This window comes from Paenibacillus sp. FSL H8-0259 (genome assembly GCF_037963255.1).
Taxonomy (GTDB): domain Bacteria; phylum Bacillota; class Bacilli; order Paenibacillales; family Paenibacillaceae; genus Paenibacillus_AQ; species Paenibacillus_AQ phytohabitans.
The window spans coordinates 1,265,573-1,282,263 of sequence record NZ_CP150147.1; the positions used below are offsets into that span (position 1 = coordinate 1,265,573).

The window sequence follows — 16,691 nt, forward strand, 5'->3', positions numbered from 1 at the left end:
GATCATCTTCATTACAACCATATCACTCCTAAACAGGTGGAGGAATGCAATGTATGCCCAAGCTCATGGATTATATGATCAGTCCCTATCCGATCCGGATTATCGATCCCAAGGTTGAGGCTTCCAGGCTCCGGCTGAAGTCGATACGGATAGGGCAAGCGGGTCATCTGCCGGGAAGAACGCTTTTTCGTTCAGGTGTGGTGTTCGAGCACTGGGCGCTTGTATACATAGTTTCGGGTGGCGGTTCTTATAGTGAGAACGGAGGCAAGGAGCAGCAGGTCCGTGAAGGGAGCCTGTTCTTTTTCCGTCCCGGCTGCACCTACAGTTTCGGACCGCCTTCAGGAGGGTATTGGGATGAATACTATATTAATTTCGCCGGAAGCCGTGTCACGGAATGGCTGGAGACCGGAATGATAGCCGGCGGGGCTGTCTGTCAGGCGGATGGGGTGCAGGGACTTACGGCCTTGTTTGAAGAGGTTCTGGGGCTAATGGACGGCGGGGCTCCCGGAGATGCGGACCGGGCGGCCATGAAGCTCGAAGAGATGCTGCTGGAATGTTCACTGCGTATCCAGGGCAATAACCGGCTCCTGCAGGCAGAACCCATGTCTCATATCCGCGAAGCGCTGAATGCCTGCATCTATGAGAAGCCTGATCTGCCTAGAATCGCTGCAGGTCTGCACATCTCCATGTCCACACTCCGTCGTACGGTCCGCAGAAGCAGCGGTTACCCCTTGCATGAATATATCCATCGTCTCAAAATGGCAGAAGCCAAACATCTTCTGCTCAACACTTCCCTGCAGGTACAGGAAATCGCGGGAATGCTTCATTATAGGGATTCCTTCTATTTCTCAAGGCTGTTTAAGAAATATATGGGCATTTCTCCGCAGAACTGCCGCAGCAACGTATAAAAACCGACATAATTCTACTTTATTTCTGGATATATGTCGTAATTTGCAGATTATTGTTGACATGCTGAAAAAGACAGTGATATGATTTAGAACATATTAGCAGTTTTTTGAATAGTTCTTCTAGACTATGCCGGAGATGAAGCCATGAGAGAATATTACTGCATCAGTTGCCGCAGTCTCCATAAGGTGGACGCAAGAAACCATACCTTACGTATTCTGTCCACCGGGTATCATATCGTTGGCGAACAGCGTTACCAGATTTGCATATGTAATAAGGCCAAGCAGCAAACAGCCTTGCCGGCGGTGACTGAGTAGACTGCAGATGACAGAATGATCATGACGGTTGTGAATATTATATAACGAACAGCCTGTCCCTCCAGGGGGACAGGCTGTTTGTCTTGTGCAGGAAATCATTGTTAGACCATGAATGCGCTATTATTTGGAATTATGGATATAACTGAGTGCGATTTTGTAAAAAAAGGTTAATGACATGCTTTTTATTTTAAAAGTAAACGCTGTCATTAAAAAGCGAAACTTGTTATTGTGATTTTTCTCATGTATGATGCTTTTAAACATAGCTTAGAATAAGCTCGAATTTTCCACAAACTGGAGAATAGGGTGGTGGGATGAAAATTAAAGCAACAGCCGAAGACAGAATGATCGCCTTTTACAGAACCATTTCTTTGTCCCTCACATCGTTTATGTTCCTCATGGTTCCTGCGGGGCCTTCCGTAATATACAAATCCCTACTAATCATTGTGCTATTCTTATTTGCTCAAGTATTCACTTTCTATTACCGGAGGCTTCGTGCAAGACCGCGTATTCTTATGCTCGTTATCTGTATAGAGCTGGCGGGAATCATTGTGTTGACGCTATTTACAGGGGGATATGACAGCCCGTTTAAGCTGTATGTGCTGAGTCCCGTCCTGATTGCTGCTGGATCGCTATCATACTATTTTGTCTGGAGCCTGCTTCTCGGGTATTTCGGCATCGTTGCCGCGCTATGTTATTTTCTCTCCGGTTCTGCGGGGAAATCTTTCTCCGAAATCGTGCTTACGAACGGCAACATGTTTCTAGCCCTGGCTCTTGCGGTTATAGTTATGCAAATGGTTAACGGGATAAAGCGGCAACGGGAGGAAGCAAACGCGCGGACCAACGATACCATGGAACATATCAAGTCGCTTTATCACATCGTGGAAACATCGAGCCAGCATGATTTCATGAACATAGGCCAAGTCATCACCGACTACGTTGTAAAGCTTACCAAGCTGGAGAAGGCCTTGTTCTGGTTCGCGAAGAAGAGCGGAGAACCCGCTCCGGAGAGCCGGCAGACGGGCTGGCAGCATGAGGAAGAACGGTTTCTGTTCATGGAGCTGGAGAAGCATGAGCATGAATGGAGGCTGCAGCGGGAACCGGTATTCAAGAGTCTGCCGGGTCTTGGAGATTTCCTGCTGATGCCGGTAAGGATGAGTACACGTTTCGTCGGGATGATCGGCGTGAGGCTGGAATCCTCGGAAGGGCTGGAAGGCCGCAGATGGTATATCCAGCAGCTGATGTTCCTGTCGGAGCTGAGTGCGATTATTCTTGAGCGCCATGAGCTGGGCGTGATCGAGAACCGGCTGATCATCACGAACGAACAGAACCGGATAGCCGATGAAATGCATGACAGTGTATCGCAGAGCCTTTTTGGCATTGTATATGCTACGCATTCCCTGAAGCAGTCCTGGCGCAAAATGTCCGAAGGCGAGCTGGAGGAGCAAATTGAGCTGATCCACGATTCAGCCACCAAGGTGGCCAAGGAACTCAGGATCACCATCTACAGCCTCAGCTCCAAGAAGAGCGGCGGCCCCAGCTGGCTTGGCATGGTGCGCTCCCATCTCAAGAGCCTGTCCCGGCTCAATGATGTGGAAATTGAACTGAAAATAACGGGGGATGATTTCAGTCTCCCTTATCCTTACCACAAGGCGCTCTTCCGGATTATCTCCGAAGCGACAGGCAACGCCATACGTCATGGTGCGGCCAGCCGGGTGGATGTTGAATTGTCCCTGAAGCCCAAATGGATCAGACTATCGATTATCGACGATGGCGTCGGATTTGATACGGACTTGATCTGGACCGAGTCCGAGGATAACACCGGCGGACTGGGAATGAAGAATATGCAATATTTGGCACAGTCCCTTGGCGGTGACTTCCAGTTGTCCAGCAGTGAGAATGCAGGCACCAGAATTTTGATCTCAATCCCTGTCGGTGTGGCTGAACTAAAAAATGCATAAACTTTAGGCAGGAGGTCGTTCAAGTGAAAATCGTCATTGTTGATGATCACCCTTTGGTGAGAAGAGGATTGGCTGCTGTGATTTCAATGCAGGCTAATCTGGAGTTTGCCGGTGAGGCTACGAATGGCCAGGAAGCTCTTCTCGTTATAGAAGAGATACAGCCTGATCTTGTGCTGATTGACCTGAAGCTTGCCGATGAATCGGGTCTGGACATTATCAAGGCAGCCCGTATACGCGGAATTTCCAGTAAGTTCATTCTGCTTACGTCCTCCGCAAGCCGGGAGGATTTCCTGAAGGCGGAAGAAGTGCTGGTAGACGGTTACGTGCTGAAGGAAGCTTTGCCGGAGGAATTGCTGTTTGCGATTCAACTGGTGCACAAAGGCAGAAAGTATTATGATCCCGGCCTGATGGAAGACAAGATGCGGATGAGCGGCAACAGTCCAACGGATGAATTGACACCGAAAGAGAAGGAAGTGTTGATTGAGCTTGGACAGGGGGCCTGCAACCGGGAGATCGCTTCCCGCTTGTTCATCAGTGAATTCACAGTCAAGAAGCATGTCAGCCAGATTCTGGCGAAGCTTCAGGTAGCGGACCGGACGCAGGCAGCATTATATGCCAATGCGGTTGGGCTTACCAAATACGAGATGTCGTACGACTAAGGTTACCTCATAACGGATGGTTCATGAACACGGACAGTGATGTCCGTGTTTTTTTGTGCCCTTTGGTCCCTACCCTAGCATGAGCATCTGAACATTTTCTGAACAGTTTCTTTATCTTTCAAAAGCATGAAGTGACACGTGAAGTAGGTAACGCTACCGGATGCTGTTAGTTATTACCAGTCGTATGGTACTAAAGTATACCATCCCTACCCTCTTAGGGACTAAATGGCATCACACGAAAGTGAAGTGTAAAGGGATGCTATGAGGCATGTGACAAATGTTGCGCGTTGATAGAATAAAAGCAAGAGTTCTGAAATTTTCATGATTGCTTTCAAAATGAACACATGCGGAAGGAGGGTTACTGTGGAAAAGACGATTTTGGATTACATTAACCTGATTAAAAAAAGATTATGGTTAATCACGGTGTTTGTGCTTATCTCCTGCGCCACCACCTTCTATGTCAGCAAAAACTTCGTTGTCCCCGTCTACTCCGCCTCTGGACAGCTACTGGTCAACAACGTCGTAAATGTTCCCGAGAGCAACAATCTCAACGCACTCAACTTCAGTCTTAACCTCATCGAGAGCTATAAGGAAATCATGAAGTCACCAACGATTATGAAGAGTGTGATCGCGGAGCATCCCGAATTCGGTCTGACGGCAGGCCAACTCGCTGCCAAGCTGCAGATCAAATCCTCAGAGAAAAGCCAAGTGATTAATCTGAGTGTGCAGGATGAGGATTACGCCACCGCAGCTACGATCGTAAACGCGGTCTCACAAACATTCATCCGCAGCCTGCCGGCACTGATGAATCTGGACAATGTAACGTTCCTGACCCCGGCGGACCCGGCGAATCAGCCTGGACCGGTCAATAGCGGTTCTACCATGAACATTATCATCAGCTTTGTAGTCTCGCTGATGGCGGCAGTAGGTATCATCCTGCTGATGGAAACGCTGAACGGTACATTGAGATCCGAGAAGGAAGCAGAGTTCGATCTTGGCCTTCCGGTCATTGCCAGTATTCCGGCAATCCGTAAACGTGATTTGGGCAAGGCGGCAAATGCCAAGGCAAGAGTAGGGGAGGGCGCTTATGTTACGGCTGAATAGAAGTTTGATTACGGACATGAACCCGTCCTCGCATATCTCTGAATCCTTCCGCTCGCTGCGTACCTACATCCGCCAGCTCGGTCTGCTGAAGGGCAATGGTGGACAGGTGCTGCTCTTCACTTCTGCGGAAGGCGGGGAAGGCAAGACAACGATTCTCTCCAATCTGGCCGTATCCTTTGTCCAGGACGGCAAGAAGGTTGCCGTTGTAGACTGCAACCTGAGGAAGCCCGGACTGCACAGTGTGTTTGAGGTAGAAGGAAGCCAAGGGCTGGCCGCTTATCTGGCCGGTTATGAGGAAACCAAAGATATTGCCGTATACGGCAGCCTGGCTAATCTGGCCGTAATTCCTGCAGGTATTACCAGTGTCAGTCCCCCGGATCTGCTCGGGAGCGACAAGATGTCAGCCCTGCTGGAAGAACTGAAAGCAAGCTTTGATCTGATTCTGCTGGACTCGCCGCAAGCGGTGGAATTCAGTGACGCCCGCATTCTGGCTCCGCTCTCAGACGGTGTAATCATCGTGGCCAGACATGGCCGGACGAAGCGTGAGTCTCTCCGCAAGCTGAAGGCTCTTATGGAACAGACAGGTGTGAGAATTATCGGAATTGCAATGAACCAGACCAAATAATGTACTGAAGCGGCAAGGTGAATGAAACTTTTGGGAGGTATGTGTGATGAAAAAGGTCAAAAAGGTAATAATCCCGGCAGCCGGGTTAGGCACACGTTTCCTTCCGGCAACCAAAGCGATGCCTAAGGAAATGCTGCCTATTATCAACAAACCAACGATTCAATATATCGTGGAGGAAGCAATCGCTTCCGGGATCGAAGACATCATCATCGTTACCGGTAAAGGAAAGCGGGCGATTGAGGATCATTTCGATAATGCCTTTGAACTCGAATCCAGATTGCTGGAAGACGGTAAGCTGGAGCTGCTCAAAGAAGTACAGCGTTCCTCAAAAGTGGAAATTCACTATATCCGGCAAAAGGAACCCAAGGGTCTGGGCCATGCCGTATGGTGTGCCAGACGGTTTATCGGGGATGAACCCTTCGGCGTTATGCTAGGCGATGATATTGTAACCGGACAGGTCCCCTGCCTGAAGCAGCTGATTGACCAGTATGAAGAAACACAGAATTCAGTGATTGGTGTTCAGGTCATCCCTGATGAATTCACCAACCGCTACGGGATTATCGAACCGGATCTGCAGGACGGACGGCTCTACCGGGTTAACAACTTCGTGGAGAAGCCTCCGCTCGGAACGGCTCCTTCCAACCTGGCGATTATGGGGCGTTACGTGTTCACACCGAAGATCTTCAAGTATCTGGACCTTCAGGAAAAAGGCGCGGGCGGTGAAATTCAGCTCACGGACGCGATCCAGAAGCTGAACCAGAGCGAACGGGTATATGCTTATAACTTTGATGGTACACGATATGACGTTGGTGAACGCCTTGGTTATATTTTGACCACACTGGAATTTGCTCTACAGAGCGAGGATTTGCGCTATCAGGTCATGGATGCAATGTCGGAATGGCTGAAACAGGCCGGACAACCCACGCTGAGCAGCTGAACCAACAATATTTAGGAGGAATGAGGAGAGATGAGCATGCAAAAACTGCCGGAAGACTATGAGGCCGTCCTGCCGAAACTTTACATGCTGCATGCCAATGAAGGAAGTAAGGAAATGGATTCCTATCTGGTATTGAAGCGGATTATCGACATTTTTTTCTCCGCTCTTGGCCTTCTCGTGCTGCTGCCGCTGTTCGCGGTGGTGGCTGTCCTAATCAAGCTGGAGGATCCTAAAGGCAAAGTATTCTTCCGCCAGAACAGGGTCGGCAAGGATGAGAAGCTGTTCCCTATGTACAAATTCAGATCCATGGTCTCCAATGCCGAGGAGCTGAAGGCCAATCTGATGGCCTACAACGAGGTGAGCGGCGCAATGTTCAAGATCAAGAATGATCCCCGCATCACGCGGACAGGAAGATTCCTGCGCAAGACAAGTATTGACGAACTGCCTCAGCTCTGGAACGTGCTTATGGGCCATATGAGTCTCGTAGGACCCCGTCCCCCGCTCGTTGAAGAGGTGGCGCAGTATACGGAGTATGACAAACAACGGCTGATGGTTACACCGGGCTGCACCGGGTACTGGCAGGTTAATGCCAGAAACAGCGTTGGCTTTGACGAAATGGTCCAGCTGGACCTGACCTATATCCACATGCGCAGCACTATGCTGGATCTTAAGATCATTGTCAAAACCGGCCTGATGCTGCTCGGCTCCAAAAATGCTTATTAAAATTATGGGAATTGGGTGAATGCCGATGCTTGTACACGGAGAAGTACCTAAGATTTCCATTATCATCTGCACCTACAACCGGTCGGCGCTGCTGGTCAAGACTCTTCATTCGCTGCTTCCGCTGGAGAATCTGGACCACGCCGAAATCATCGTAGTGGATAACAGTTCCAAGGATGATACGGCAGCCGCTATCCGGAGGTTTATTGATACCTATGGTGCTGATATGGATATCCGTTATCTTCTGGAGCCGGTGCAAGGACTGTCGGCGGCCCGGAATACGGGGATTCTGGCTTCCAAATCGCCGCTCATCGCCTTCCTGGATGATGATGCGATACCTTGCCGGACCTGGATTAGTACGATCGTCAGTACGTTTGAGCAGAAGCCGGAAGTGATGGCGATGGGCGGTAAAATTGCTCCGATCTTCGAGAGCAAACGGCCGGAATGGCTGATTAAGCCATTCGAGCTTCCATATACCATAGTTGATCTGGGCAACCGGATCAGGGAATATCCGAAGCGTCTGCACCCCTGCGGAGCCAATATGGCGATGCGCAAGATCGTGTTCGACATCAGCCTGTTTCCGCTGGAGCTGGGGAGAAAAGGTGATTCGCTGCTCTCCGGTGAAGAGACCTGGCTGTTCGGCCAAATCCAGCAGGAGGGGCATTCCATTCTCTATCATCCGGAGATGGCGGTGGATCATTTCGTACCGGCTAACCGTTTGACGGAAGACTGGATTATGAAACGTTATTACAGCCAAGGCATCTCGAACGCGATGAAAAGCGAAGGGATGAAGGGCAACCTGCTGCTGCTGGGTAAAACAGGGGCCAAGGTGATGTACATTCTGGCAGATTCCATTCTCTCCCGCAGTCAGGGAAGAAGGCTGCTGAACAAATGCCGGCTGGAGAGTATTCGCGGAACTCTCCATATGATTTGGAACCGGAAGAGGGAATCCGCAGCGGGGTGAGGGGAGTGCGTGACATGACTAATTTTGAATGGGGCTCCAAAATAAACGCTTTGCCATACGGAATGCTCTATCTCATGTCCGCATTATTCCTGGGGGCAGCGGTCATCTACCAGCCGGTCATAGCCGTAGCTGCTGTACTCCTGATTATGCTGCTGTTCGTCTCCATCTCCCGTCCGGAACTGATCAGCTACTTCGTTCTGCTGACCACCGCAGTCTCGATTAATTTCCTGTTCAGCGGCAGTATGTTCGGTGTTGAGATTCTCTCACTCTACAAACTGGTTATCCTGGTGCTGCTGGTGCCGTGCATTCTGGTCAACGGCCTGAAGTTCCGGCTCAGCCAGCCCCTGTGGGCGATGCTGGCGCTGGTCTTCATCACCTTCACCTTCTCCATCTGGCTGCCGGAGATGAGCTCATCGATTGCAGTCAAAGCTTTTATCGGATTATCTCTGCCCTTCGTATTCCTGCTTATCAATTGGAAGAAGGAGGTGGCTGAGAAGCAAATCCGCATCATCACCCTGCTGCCGCTGGTCAGTGTATTGGCCGGAGTGGTGCTGCAGGCGGCTCATCTGCATTCCTTACTCGACATCGAATTCACCGGCGCAGTACGGATTCAGGGGGCGAATATTCCGGCGCATCTGGCTATGCTGGCGTTCATGGGAGTCGCGATCGCGTTCATTGAAATTAAGCGAAGCCCGCAGCATATCCGCTTTTACTACACAATGCTGGGTCTGAATTTCCTGATTCTCATTGGAACCGGGACACGGGGGCCGATCCTGGCGCTGGTCCTGATGGTGCTCTATTATTTCTACGACATCTCCCGCCAGTATTTAAAAGGCAAAACGAAATTTCTAATCCCGCTGCTGTGTTCACTGCTCGTGATCACCTCGGCAGTATACCTGCAGCTCGATAACATCAAGAAACGTTCCTTCGAACGTACGACGGAAACGGGGGTCGACCTGTCAGGGCGTGCCGAAGCCTGGGAGTACTTCCTGAACAAAGCGGAGGATTCCCCCTATGCGGGACGGGGTCTTGGAGCGGTGACGGTGGCGAATGACGGATCGCTCTACAAAGGGTTTGTTGTTCCTCACAATGAGTATATCCGCTTCTACTTCGATGGAGGGTATTTCGGCGCAATCCTGCTGCTGCTTTCCTTGTTGGCTGTGTTCCTTCTGGTGTACAGGGCTTTGGCACCGCCGGTCAAACCTTATTATCTGCTCTTTATAGCAGCGTTTCTGATCTACTCATTTACAGATAACACGCTGTCGACGGTCCAATTCATCATTCCGTTCTGTTGGTACCTGAACTGCCTGTATCGATCTTCACAGCTGGCCGATTCCCCACAAAAAGAAGTGATACGATGAACCAAGTGAATATGTTCGATGTCAATTTCGATAACTATGATTTCATGGACCTGCTCGATTACATTGACAAAACGATTCAGGAAAGGAACCAGTCCTACATCCTGACATGCAATGTCGATCATGTGATCAAGCTCCGCAAGGACAAAGAGTTCCAGGAGGTCTATTCCGAAGCCGGAGCTGTTGTGGCAGACGGAATGCCGCTCATCTGGGCTTCCAAAATGCTCGGTAAGCCGCTGAAGCAAAAGGTATCGGGAGCGGACCTGTTCAGCAGGCTGGGCAATGCTTTTGAACAAAGGAAATACCGGCTGTTCTTCCTGGGCTCAGCGGAAGGCGTGCCGGAGCAGGCGACGAAGAACCTGAAAGCAGCTTATCCGGGTATCAATGTTGTCGGCTGCTATTCTCCTTCCTACGGCTTTGAGCACAACGAAGAAGAGAACCAGCGGATTATCCAGATGCTGACCGAGAGTCAGCCGGATATTGTGTTCGTAGGCGTGGGAGCGCCGAAGCAGGAGAAATGGATATACCGTCACTATACCTCTTATCAGGCGCCGATCTCGATCGGTGTGGGCGCAACCTTCGACTTCCTGTCAGGCTCGGTCAAACGGGCTCCGGATTTCATGCAGAGAACCGGAATGGAATGGCTGTGGAGGCTCAGTCAGGAGCCGGGCCGTCTATGGAAAAGATACCTGGTCGATGATGCCCAGTTCCTGGTGCTGCTCCTCAAGGAGCTGCGCAAGCGGGATAAAGTGAAGAACAGCAAATCGCAATAAACGAGAAGCGGCGGAGACGGGAGGCGGGGGAATGAAGATGCTAAGCAGGGATGAGAACAGTCTGAGTCTTCCCTCTAGATCAGCTGTGAAGTCAGCGGCAGTGATGACCATGATCTGCGGCGCAGCAGTGATTCTGCCGCTGCTGATCGGCTTCGCCAGTGCGAAGCTCAGCTCATCAAACAGTCTGCAGGGAGTGATACTGGCAGGAATCCTCTTCCCGGCCTTCCTGCTGGCGCTGCTGAATACACGGATGCTGATTCCTTACACGCTGCTGATCTGGGCGGTTGCCCCGGAGCTGCGGCGGATCGCAGACTGGTATGAAGGGGTGTATCACTCCGTATCACTGCTGAGTCTGGCTCCCCTGCTCACCGGAGCTACCTTAGCCATTCCGGTGCTGAAGGAGATTCACAAGATCCGCAAATCCTCTACCCGGATCCTTCTGCTGTTCTCCATTGCGCTGGCCTACGGCGCGATGATTGGCCTCGCGAAGAACGGCATTGGCTCGGTATACGATCTGGCGAATTATATCGTTCCACTGCTGCTGATTCCGTTCTTCGCGGTAACCCAGTACAAACCGAAGGATATCGACCGGCTGCTGTACGCTTTTGCGAATATCGCCGTGCTGGTTGCAGCATATGGAATTGTACAGTATCTGACGGTTCCCCCGTGGGACGCCTTCTGGATGCGGAACGCGGATATGATGTCCATCGGCACACCGTATCCCCTGGAGATCCGGGTGTTCTCCACTCTGAATTCTCCGGGCCCGGCGGCAACCTTCCTGGTCTTCGCACTGGTCCCGATGATTCTGGAGAAAAGATGGCAGGGGACACTGCGCTGGATCGGTGTTCTGCTCGTAGTAGTCTGCCTGCTGACTACGCTGGTGCGTTCCGCATGGCTGGTCCTGCTGGTGATGCTGCTGGTGTACATTGCCTCCTCTCCGTCCAAAGGCAAATGGAAAACCCTGCTGCAGCTTGGATTCGTGGCAGCCGCGCTGTTCACGATTGTTCCCAAGCTGCCGGGGGCAGAGGGGCTGGTCGCCCGGATGGAGACCCTCACCTCGGTGCAGGAGGATCATTCCTACAATGAACGTCTCAGCCTCTGGACGAACATGCTGCCGATGGTGGCAGGTAATCCGGTCGGGCAGGGTATCGGCAGTGTAGGACAGGGGACGAAGATCGGCAACGGCGGGGAGCTTGGTGAATACGGGAACATGGATAACGGTGTGATCGCACTGCTGCTTACCTTCGGAGTACTCGGCGCATTGTTCTTTTTCGGAGCCCTGGGGGCCGTCATTAAAGAGATTGCCGTCAGAGTAACCAGCAAGGATCATCTTCAGCCTTATGCCCGCCTGTCGCTGGCGGCATGGATGGGGGCTGTGGTAAGTCTGGTATCGGATAACGGATTTCCGGGCCTTAAGGGTTATCTGATCTGGATGCTGATCGGACTCGGACTCAGTGCCAAAGAGATTACTCAGAGCAGAAAGAAGGGTATACCACATGCAGCAGTTGAACGCAAAATCACTTCCCGCTAGTACAGTCTGGTCCTCCCTCCGGCGCTTCACGAAGAGTAAGGACAATAGCTCGGCTGCCGTCAAAACAATGTTCGTCAGCGTACTGATTCTGCTGGTCAATATGCTGACCGGCGTGCTGACCGCGCGGTATCTCGGCCCGACAGGTCGGGGGGAACAGACCGCTATGGTGAACTGGTCACAATTCCTGGCGTTCAGCATGAGCTTCGGTATCCCCTCGGCACTGATCTACAACGCCAAGAAAAACCCGGATGAAGCCGGGGTGCTGTACAGGGTGGCGCTGCTGATCGGACTTGTGTTCGGAACCATGGCCATGATCATCGGAATTATTGTTCTCCCGTATTGGCTGAAGTCCTTCAGCCATGATGTTGTGGTCTTCGCCCAGTGGTCGATGATCCTGTGTCCGCTGATTGTGGTCTCACAGGTCAATAATGCGGCGTTCCAGTTCAGAGGCGATTACAAAACCTTCAACTGGCTGCGTTATCTGATTCCCCTGCTGACGCTGGCCGCGATTGGGATACTCATCCTGACCGGACACATGAATCCTTATACAACAGCGCTGGCCTATCTGGTCCCGTCGGTTCCGCTGTTCATCGGAATGACGGTCTCGCTGCTCCGCACCTACAAAGTAAAGCTGCGGGATGCCTATCTTAACTTCAAAAGATTGTTTACTTACGGTATGGGCTCCTATGGTAATGACCTGCTTGGACAGTTCTCTTATTACATAGACCAGATCATTATTGCCGGGCTGCTCCGGCCGGCCGATCTGGGGCTCTATGCGGTTGCGGTAAGCTTGTCGCGAATGGTCAACTTCTTCTCCAATTCGATTACGGTGGTCCTGTTCCCCAAAGCCTCCGAGATGTCGAAGGACGAAGCGGTAGCCCTTACCTTCAAGGCTTTCCGGATCAGTACTACCTGTACTCTGCTAGGCGCAGTGTTCCTGATGCTGGTTGCCCCGTTCGTCATCCCTCTGCTCTACGGCAAGGATTTCAATACGGCGCTTACCGTGTTCCGCCTGCTGCTGCTGGAAGTGACCATCAGCGGAGGGACCCTGATTCTGGCCCAGGTATTCATGGCGCTGGGCAAGCCGAAGTTCGTATCCATCCTTCAGGGAGTCGGCCTCATCCTCGTGATTCCGCTGCTCTTCCTGCTGGTGCCGAAGTTCGGATTGTTCGGAGCCGGAGTGGCCATGCTCTCCTCGGCAGTGCTGCGGTTCCTGTTCATTATTCTTAATATCAGATACAACCTGAAGGTTAAGCTTCCGCGGCTGCTTATTAACGCCCAGGACCTTCAGTGGCTGAAGACGACGATGAATTCGTATATTCGCAAGAAACCTATGGATGTGTAAGCAGGTAAGTAATTGATTCAGCGAGCCGAGAATACGAGGCGAGCGACTTATCTGCTAAAAAACCAAGGGACGGTGCTTGGAGGAGCGCAGAGAAAATTTGGAGCTGCAGGAGCGTCAGCGTCCGTCTTTGTCTTCTGATTTCAACCGCAAACAGCGGTCCAATCAATGAAATCAGAAGACAACAGCGGCCGGAAGCCCAAACTTTTCTCGCAGCGACGACACACACCGGACCTACAAGGCAAAGGAGGATACCTTCATGGATTCAATGACAAGCGTGCTTGGCGGCCGGGGGAGTTACCCGATATCGGCGGTCATCATTGCTCAGGATGACGAAGTTCGAATCTCCGCAGCAATTCAGTCCTGCCGGTTGTTCGCCGACGAGGTGGTTGTAATCGACGGGGGCAGCAAAGACGGGACGGTCCAGCTGTCCGAGAGCCTGGGATGCCGGGTGTATGTTAACCCATGGCCCGGATATGCGAAGCAAAGGGAATTCGGAGTGGAACGCGCCGTCCATGATTGGGTCTTCCTGATTGATACCGACGAAGTGGTCAGTGAAGAGCTGGCGCGGGATATTCTGGAGCGCAAGCCGGGACTTACGGATGCTACCGTAGCGTTCTCGCTATACCGGATTGGTGATTTTCTCGGCAAATGGCTGGATAAGGGTGAGTACCTGGTGCGGCTGTATAACCGCAAGGAGTACGGCATCCGCAACAGCCTGGTGCATGAGATGCCCGAGGTATCCGAGGAACGGACGGTGAAGCTGAACGGAACGCTGTGGCATCAAGGCTTCCGCAGCATCAACGACCACGTGGCCCGGTTCAACAAATACACGGATCTGGAAGCGCAAAGCGCCTTTGAAAGCGGCAAGCCGTTCAAATTGAGCCACCTGCTGCTGCGGCCGCCGGCACGTTTCCTGCAGAAGTATTTCGTGCACGGATTATTCAAAAAAGGAATTTCAGGCTTCGCGGTATCGATATTCTGGGTGATGTATGAATTCATGGTCGGCTTCAAGCATTACGAATTACACAGCTCCGGCAAGCTGACCCGGCATAATGCCATGGGCCAGGCCGACAAGGAGAACAAAGGGGAGAGAAGCTATGTCGTACAATGACGGATTGAACATTATGACGACCGGCCTCAGCTGGCCCTCGTTACAGCCCGGAGGACTGAACACCTATTTCAAATCCGTATGTGAGCAGCTCTCCTCACGGAACCAGGTGCATGCCCTGATCTGTAGTCAGGAGACACCTGCTACCCCGAAGGAACTGATCATCCACAACGCCGGTGATCCCAAGGAGACGATCTGGAAACGCAAGGATGCCTTCCAGCGCAAGGCGGCGGACCTGATGGGAGACGGCAGCGGGCGGATTGATATCCTCTATACCCACTTCGCACCTTACGGCATCGGGCCGGCGATAGAAGCGAAGAAGCGGGGCATTCCGGTGGTTATGACCTTCCACGGCCCCTGGAATGAAGAGATGAAGATCGAAGGTCAAGGCATCAGGCACAAGGTGAAAACAACGATTGCCAAATCGATTGAACATAAGGCTTACAAGCTGGCAGACAAATTCATTGTCCTGAGCGAATACTTCCGGGGTATGCTGCATGATCTGCACGGGGTGCCGCTGCACAAGATCATCGTCATTCCGGGTGCGGCTAATGTGGAACGGTTCGTGCCTTCCACCAACCGGCTGGCGATCCGGCGGACACTGAATCTGCCGGAAGGTGCAACTACCGTGCTGACGGTCCGGCGGCTGATGAACCGGATGGGGCTGCTGCAGCTGCTCGAAGCCTGGAAGCAGGTTGCCGAACGGTTCCCGAACGCAATTCTGCTGATCGGGGGCAAAGGCCCGCTGCGCGGTGAGCTCGAAGAGAAAATAGCCGATTACGGACTGGGCAACAAGGTCCGGCTCCTGGGCTATATTCCCGATCATGAGCTGGCCTCCTATTATCAGGCGGCGGATATGTTCGTCGTTCCTTCGCAGGCGCTGGAAGGCTTCGGCCTGATCACCGTGGAGGCGCTGGCCTCCGGCCTTCCGGTAATGGCGACTCCGGTCGGCGGCAACAAGGAGATTCTGCAGGGCTTCCGGCCGGAGCTGCTGTTCAAGAGTGCAGGCAGCGACGATATGGCAGAAGGCATGATTCATATGCTGAGCAACCGCAAGCTGCTGCCGGGCCGTGACGAATGCCGGAATCATGTGCTGGAGAAATATACCTGGCAGCATGTAGGCGATCAAGTGGAGTCCGTATTCCTCGAAACTTTGGGAAAGGGTGTGAGCGTAGGATGATCAAAGTCGCTTATATTGATCACACCGCCAAATGGAGCGGCGGAGAGGTTGCCTTGTTCAACATTCTCACCAACATCGGTGAACAGATTAGCCCGCTGGTGATTCTGGCGGAAGAAGGCACTTTGGCCGAACGGCTGCGGGAGAAGGGCATTGATGTTCGCATTATCCCGCTGGATGAGAGCATCCGCAGCCGCGGACGCAATGCCGTGAACCTCGGCGCCCCGGCGGCTGCAATGAAGCTGCTGGCCTACGGCCGTAAGCTCGCTCCGCTGCTCAAAGAGGAGAAGGTCGATTGCGTGCATACCAATTCGCTGAAATCGGCATTTTACGGAGCGGTGGCTGCCAAAAAAGCCGGAGTGCCCCTGATCTGGCATATCCGGGACCATATCGGAGCCCCGTACCTGAAGCCGGTTGTCGCCAAGGCGATCCGGCTGCTGTCACGCCTGCTGCCGAACGGCGTCATCGCCAATTCCCATTCCACGCTGAATGCGCTGGAGCTGCCGCGGTCGAAGAAGACGCTGGTCGTTTACTCCGCTTTTGCCAAAGCGATTGGTGAAGGGATCGGCAAGCGGGACCAGAAGGACTTCAATGTCCTGCTGGTGGGACGCCTGGCTCACTGGAAAGGCCAGCATATTGTACTGGAAGCCGCCAAGGCCTTCAAGCATGACAGCCGGGTGAAGTTCTGGCTTGCCGGAGACGCGCTGTTCGGGGAAGAGGAATACAAACAGGAATTAATTCAGCAGATGCAGCAAGGCAACATTACCAATGTCAGCCTGCTGGGTCATGTAGATGATATACAAGGACTTATGAACAAAGCCGATTTACTGATTCACACGTCGATCACCCCCGAGCCGTTTGGCCAGGTCATCGTCGAAGGTATGGCGGCTGGACTGCCGGTGATTGCCTCCAATGAAGGCGGACCGGTTGAGATTGTAGTTCCTGGCGTAACAGGAATGCTGATCCAGCCGGGAGATGCTACTGTACTTGCAGACTCCATCACCTGGATGCTGAACCATCCCGAAGAGCGTAGACGGATGGCGGATAATGGAATGAAACGGGTGAAAGAGCATTTTGTCATCGAGAATACGGTCAAGGATATCGTCGCTTACTACAAAGGTTTGCTGGCGGTTACCTGACCCTCGTACTTGGACAATGCTTAAGACTTGCTTCACTATCCGTTTCTACCATGCGTTCACTGCTTGATGA

General features: G+C 52.3%; 15 protein-coding genes. All 15 read left to right on the forward strand.

Annotated elements, in window-relative coordinates; translation table 11 throughout:
* Window positions 1–53 precede the first annotated feature (53 nt).
* The 15 genes from NSU01_RS05405 to NSU01_RS05475 all read left to right on the forward strand — a co-directional run bounded on the left by NSU01_RS05405 (window position 54) and on the right by NSU01_RS05475 (window position 16,621).
* On the forward strand, window positions 54–908 hold the full coding sequence (locus NSU01_RS05405; RefSeq protein WP_076247408.1) for a helix-turn-helix domain-containing protein: 855 nt from the start codon (window positions 54–56) through the stop codon (window positions 906–908).
* An 863-nt stretch (window positions 909–1,771) separates the two neighbouring features.
* A complete protein-coding gene (locus NSU01_RS05410; protein ID WP_339302686.1) occupies window positions 1,772–3,181 on the forward strand; it encodes an ATP-binding protein in 1,410 nt (469 codons plus the stop codon).
* Window positions 3,182–3,204: 23 nt separating this feature from the next.
* Complete coding sequence (locus NSU01_RS05415) at window positions 3,205–3,840, forward strand: response regulator transcription factor (protein ID WP_076247414.1); 636 nt, start codon at window positions 3,205–3,207, stop codon at window positions 3,838–3,840.
* Between the two features lie 363 nt (window positions 3,841–4,203).
* Window positions 4,204–4,944, forward strand: coding sequence for a Wzz/FepE/Etk N-terminal domain-containing protein (locus NSU01_RS05420; RefSeq protein WP_039302983.1), 741 nt, complete (start codon window positions 4,204–4,206; stop codon window positions 4,942–4,944).
* Window positions 4,928–5,569, forward strand: a complete 642-nt coding sequence (locus tag NSU01_RS05425) for a CpsD/CapB family tyrosine-protein kinase (RefSeq protein WP_076247416.1) — start codon at window positions 4,928–4,930, stop codon at window positions 5,567–5,569. Before NSU01_RS05420 ends, NSU01_RS05425 begins: the two co-directional genes overlap by 17 nt.
* 46 nt (window positions 5,570–5,615) lie before the next feature.
* The gene (galU, locus tag NSU01_RS05430) at window positions 5,616–6,506 is read left to right on the forward strand and encodes a UTP--glucose-1-phosphate uridylyltransferase GalU (protein ID WP_076247419.1); all 891 of its coding nucleotides are present in this window, start codon (window positions 5,616–5,618) and stop codon (window positions 6,504–6,506) included.
* 30 nt (window positions 6,507–6,536) lie between these two features.
* Complete coding sequence (locus tag NSU01_RS05435) at window positions 6,537–7,229, forward strand: sugar transferase (protein WP_039302991.1); 693 nt, start codon at window positions 6,537–6,539, stop codon at window positions 7,227–7,229.
* 19 nt (window positions 7,230–7,248) lie between these two features.
* Window positions 7,249–8,190 carry a glycosyltransferase gene (locus NSU01_RS05440; RefSeq protein WP_231575290.1) on the forward strand — a complete coding sequence of 314 codons (942 nt, stop codon included), beginning with the start codon at window positions 7,249–7,251 and terminating at the stop codon, window positions 8,188–8,190.
* A 14-nt stretch (window positions 8,191–8,204) separates the two neighbouring features.
* A complete protein-coding gene (locus NSU01_RS05445) occupies window positions 8,205–9,551 on the forward strand; it encodes an O-antigen ligase family protein (RefSeq protein ID WP_042133950.1) in 1,347 nt (448 codons plus the stop codon).
* On the forward strand, window positions 9,548–10,321 hold the full coding sequence (locus NSU01_RS05450; protein ID WP_039302998.1) for a WecB/TagA/CpsF family glycosyltransferase: 774 nt from the start codon (window positions 9,548–9,550) through the stop codon (window positions 10,319–10,321). The genes NSU01_RS05445 and NSU01_RS05450 overlap by 4 nt, the downstream gene beginning before the upstream one ends.
* A 31-nt stretch (window positions 10,322–10,352) precedes the next feature.
* Window positions 10,353–11,852 carry an O-antigen ligase family protein gene (locus NSU01_RS05455; protein WP_042133951.1) on the forward strand — a complete coding sequence of 500 codons (1,500 nt, stop codon included), beginning with the start codon at window positions 10,353–10,355 and terminating at the stop codon, window positions 11,850–11,852.
* Window positions 11,818–13,197: an oligosaccharide flippase family protein gene (locus NSU01_RS05460; protein WP_042133953.1), complete on the forward strand. Its 1,380-nt coding sequence runs from the start codon at window positions 11,818–11,820 to the stop codon at window positions 13,195–13,197. Before NSU01_RS05455 ends, NSU01_RS05460 begins: the two co-directional genes overlap by 35 nt.
* 256 nt (window positions 13,198–13,453) lie before the next feature.
* On the forward strand, window positions 13,454–14,308 hold the full coding sequence (locus tag NSU01_RS05465) for a glycosyltransferase family 2 protein (protein ID WP_042133955.1): 855 nt from the start codon (window positions 13,454–13,456) through the stop codon (window positions 14,306–14,308).
* On the forward strand, window positions 14,295–15,485 hold the full coding sequence (locus NSU01_RS05470) for a glycosyltransferase family 4 protein (RefSeq protein ID WP_042133957.1): 1,191 nt from the start codon (window positions 14,295–14,297) through the stop codon (window positions 15,483–15,485). Before NSU01_RS05465 ends, NSU01_RS05470 begins: the two co-directional genes overlap by 14 nt.
* Complete coding sequence (locus NSU01_RS05475; protein WP_042133960.1) at window positions 15,482–16,621, forward strand: glycosyltransferase family 4 protein; 1,140 nt, start codon at window positions 15,482–15,484, stop codon at window positions 16,619–16,621. The genes NSU01_RS05470 and NSU01_RS05475 overlap by 4 nt, the downstream gene beginning before the upstream one ends.
* The last annotated feature ends 70 nt before the right edge of the window (window positions 16,622–16,691 follow it).

Bases quoted from the DNA above. Each gene is read 5' to 3' on its own strand.
- NSU01_RS05405 (WP_076247408.1), top strand. From the start codon at position 54: ATGCCCAAGCTCATGGATTATATGATCAGTCCCTATCCGATCCGGATT.
- NSU01_RS05425 (WP_076247416.1), top strand. From the start codon at position 4,928: ATGTTACGGCTGAATAGAAGTTTGATTACGGACATGAACCCGTCCTCG.
- galU (WP_076247419.1), top strand. From the start codon at position 5,616: ATGAAAAAGGTCAAAAAGGTAATAATCCCGGCAGCCGGGTTAGGCACA.
- NSU01_RS05435 (WP_039302991.1), top strand. From the start codon at position 6,537: ATGAGCATGCAAAAACTGCCGGAAGACTATGAGGCCGTCCTGCCGAAA.
- NSU01_RS05440 (WP_231575290.1), top strand. From the start codon at position 7,249: ATGCCGATGCTTGTACACGGAGAAGTACCTAAGATTTCCATTATCATC.
- NSU01_RS05445 (WP_042133950.1), top strand. From the start codon at position 8,205: ATGACTAATTTTGAATGGGGCTCCAAAATAAACGCTTTGCCATACGGA.
- NSU01_RS05450 (WP_039302998.1), top strand. From the start codon at position 9,548: ATGAACCAAGTGAATATGTTCGATGTCAATTTCGATAACTATGATTTC.
- NSU01_RS05455 (WP_042133951.1), top strand. From the start codon at position 10,353: ATGAAGATGCTAAGCAGGGATGAGAACAGTCTGAGTCTTCCCTCTAGA.
- NSU01_RS05460 (WP_042133953.1), top strand. From the start codon at position 11,818: ATGCAGCAGTTGAACGCAAAATCACTTCCCGCTAGTACAGTCTGGTCC.
- NSU01_RS05465 (WP_042133955.1), top strand. From the start codon at position 13,454: ATGGATTCAATGACAAGCGTGCTTGGCGGCCGGGGGAGTTACCCGATA.
- NSU01_RS05470 (WP_042133957.1), top strand. From the start codon at position 14,295: ATGTCGTACAATGACGGATTGAACATTATGACGACCGGCCTCAGCTGG.
- NSU01_RS05475 (WP_042133960.1), top strand. From the start codon at position 15,482: ATGATCAAAGTCGCTTATATTGATCACACCGCCAAATGGAGCGGCGGA.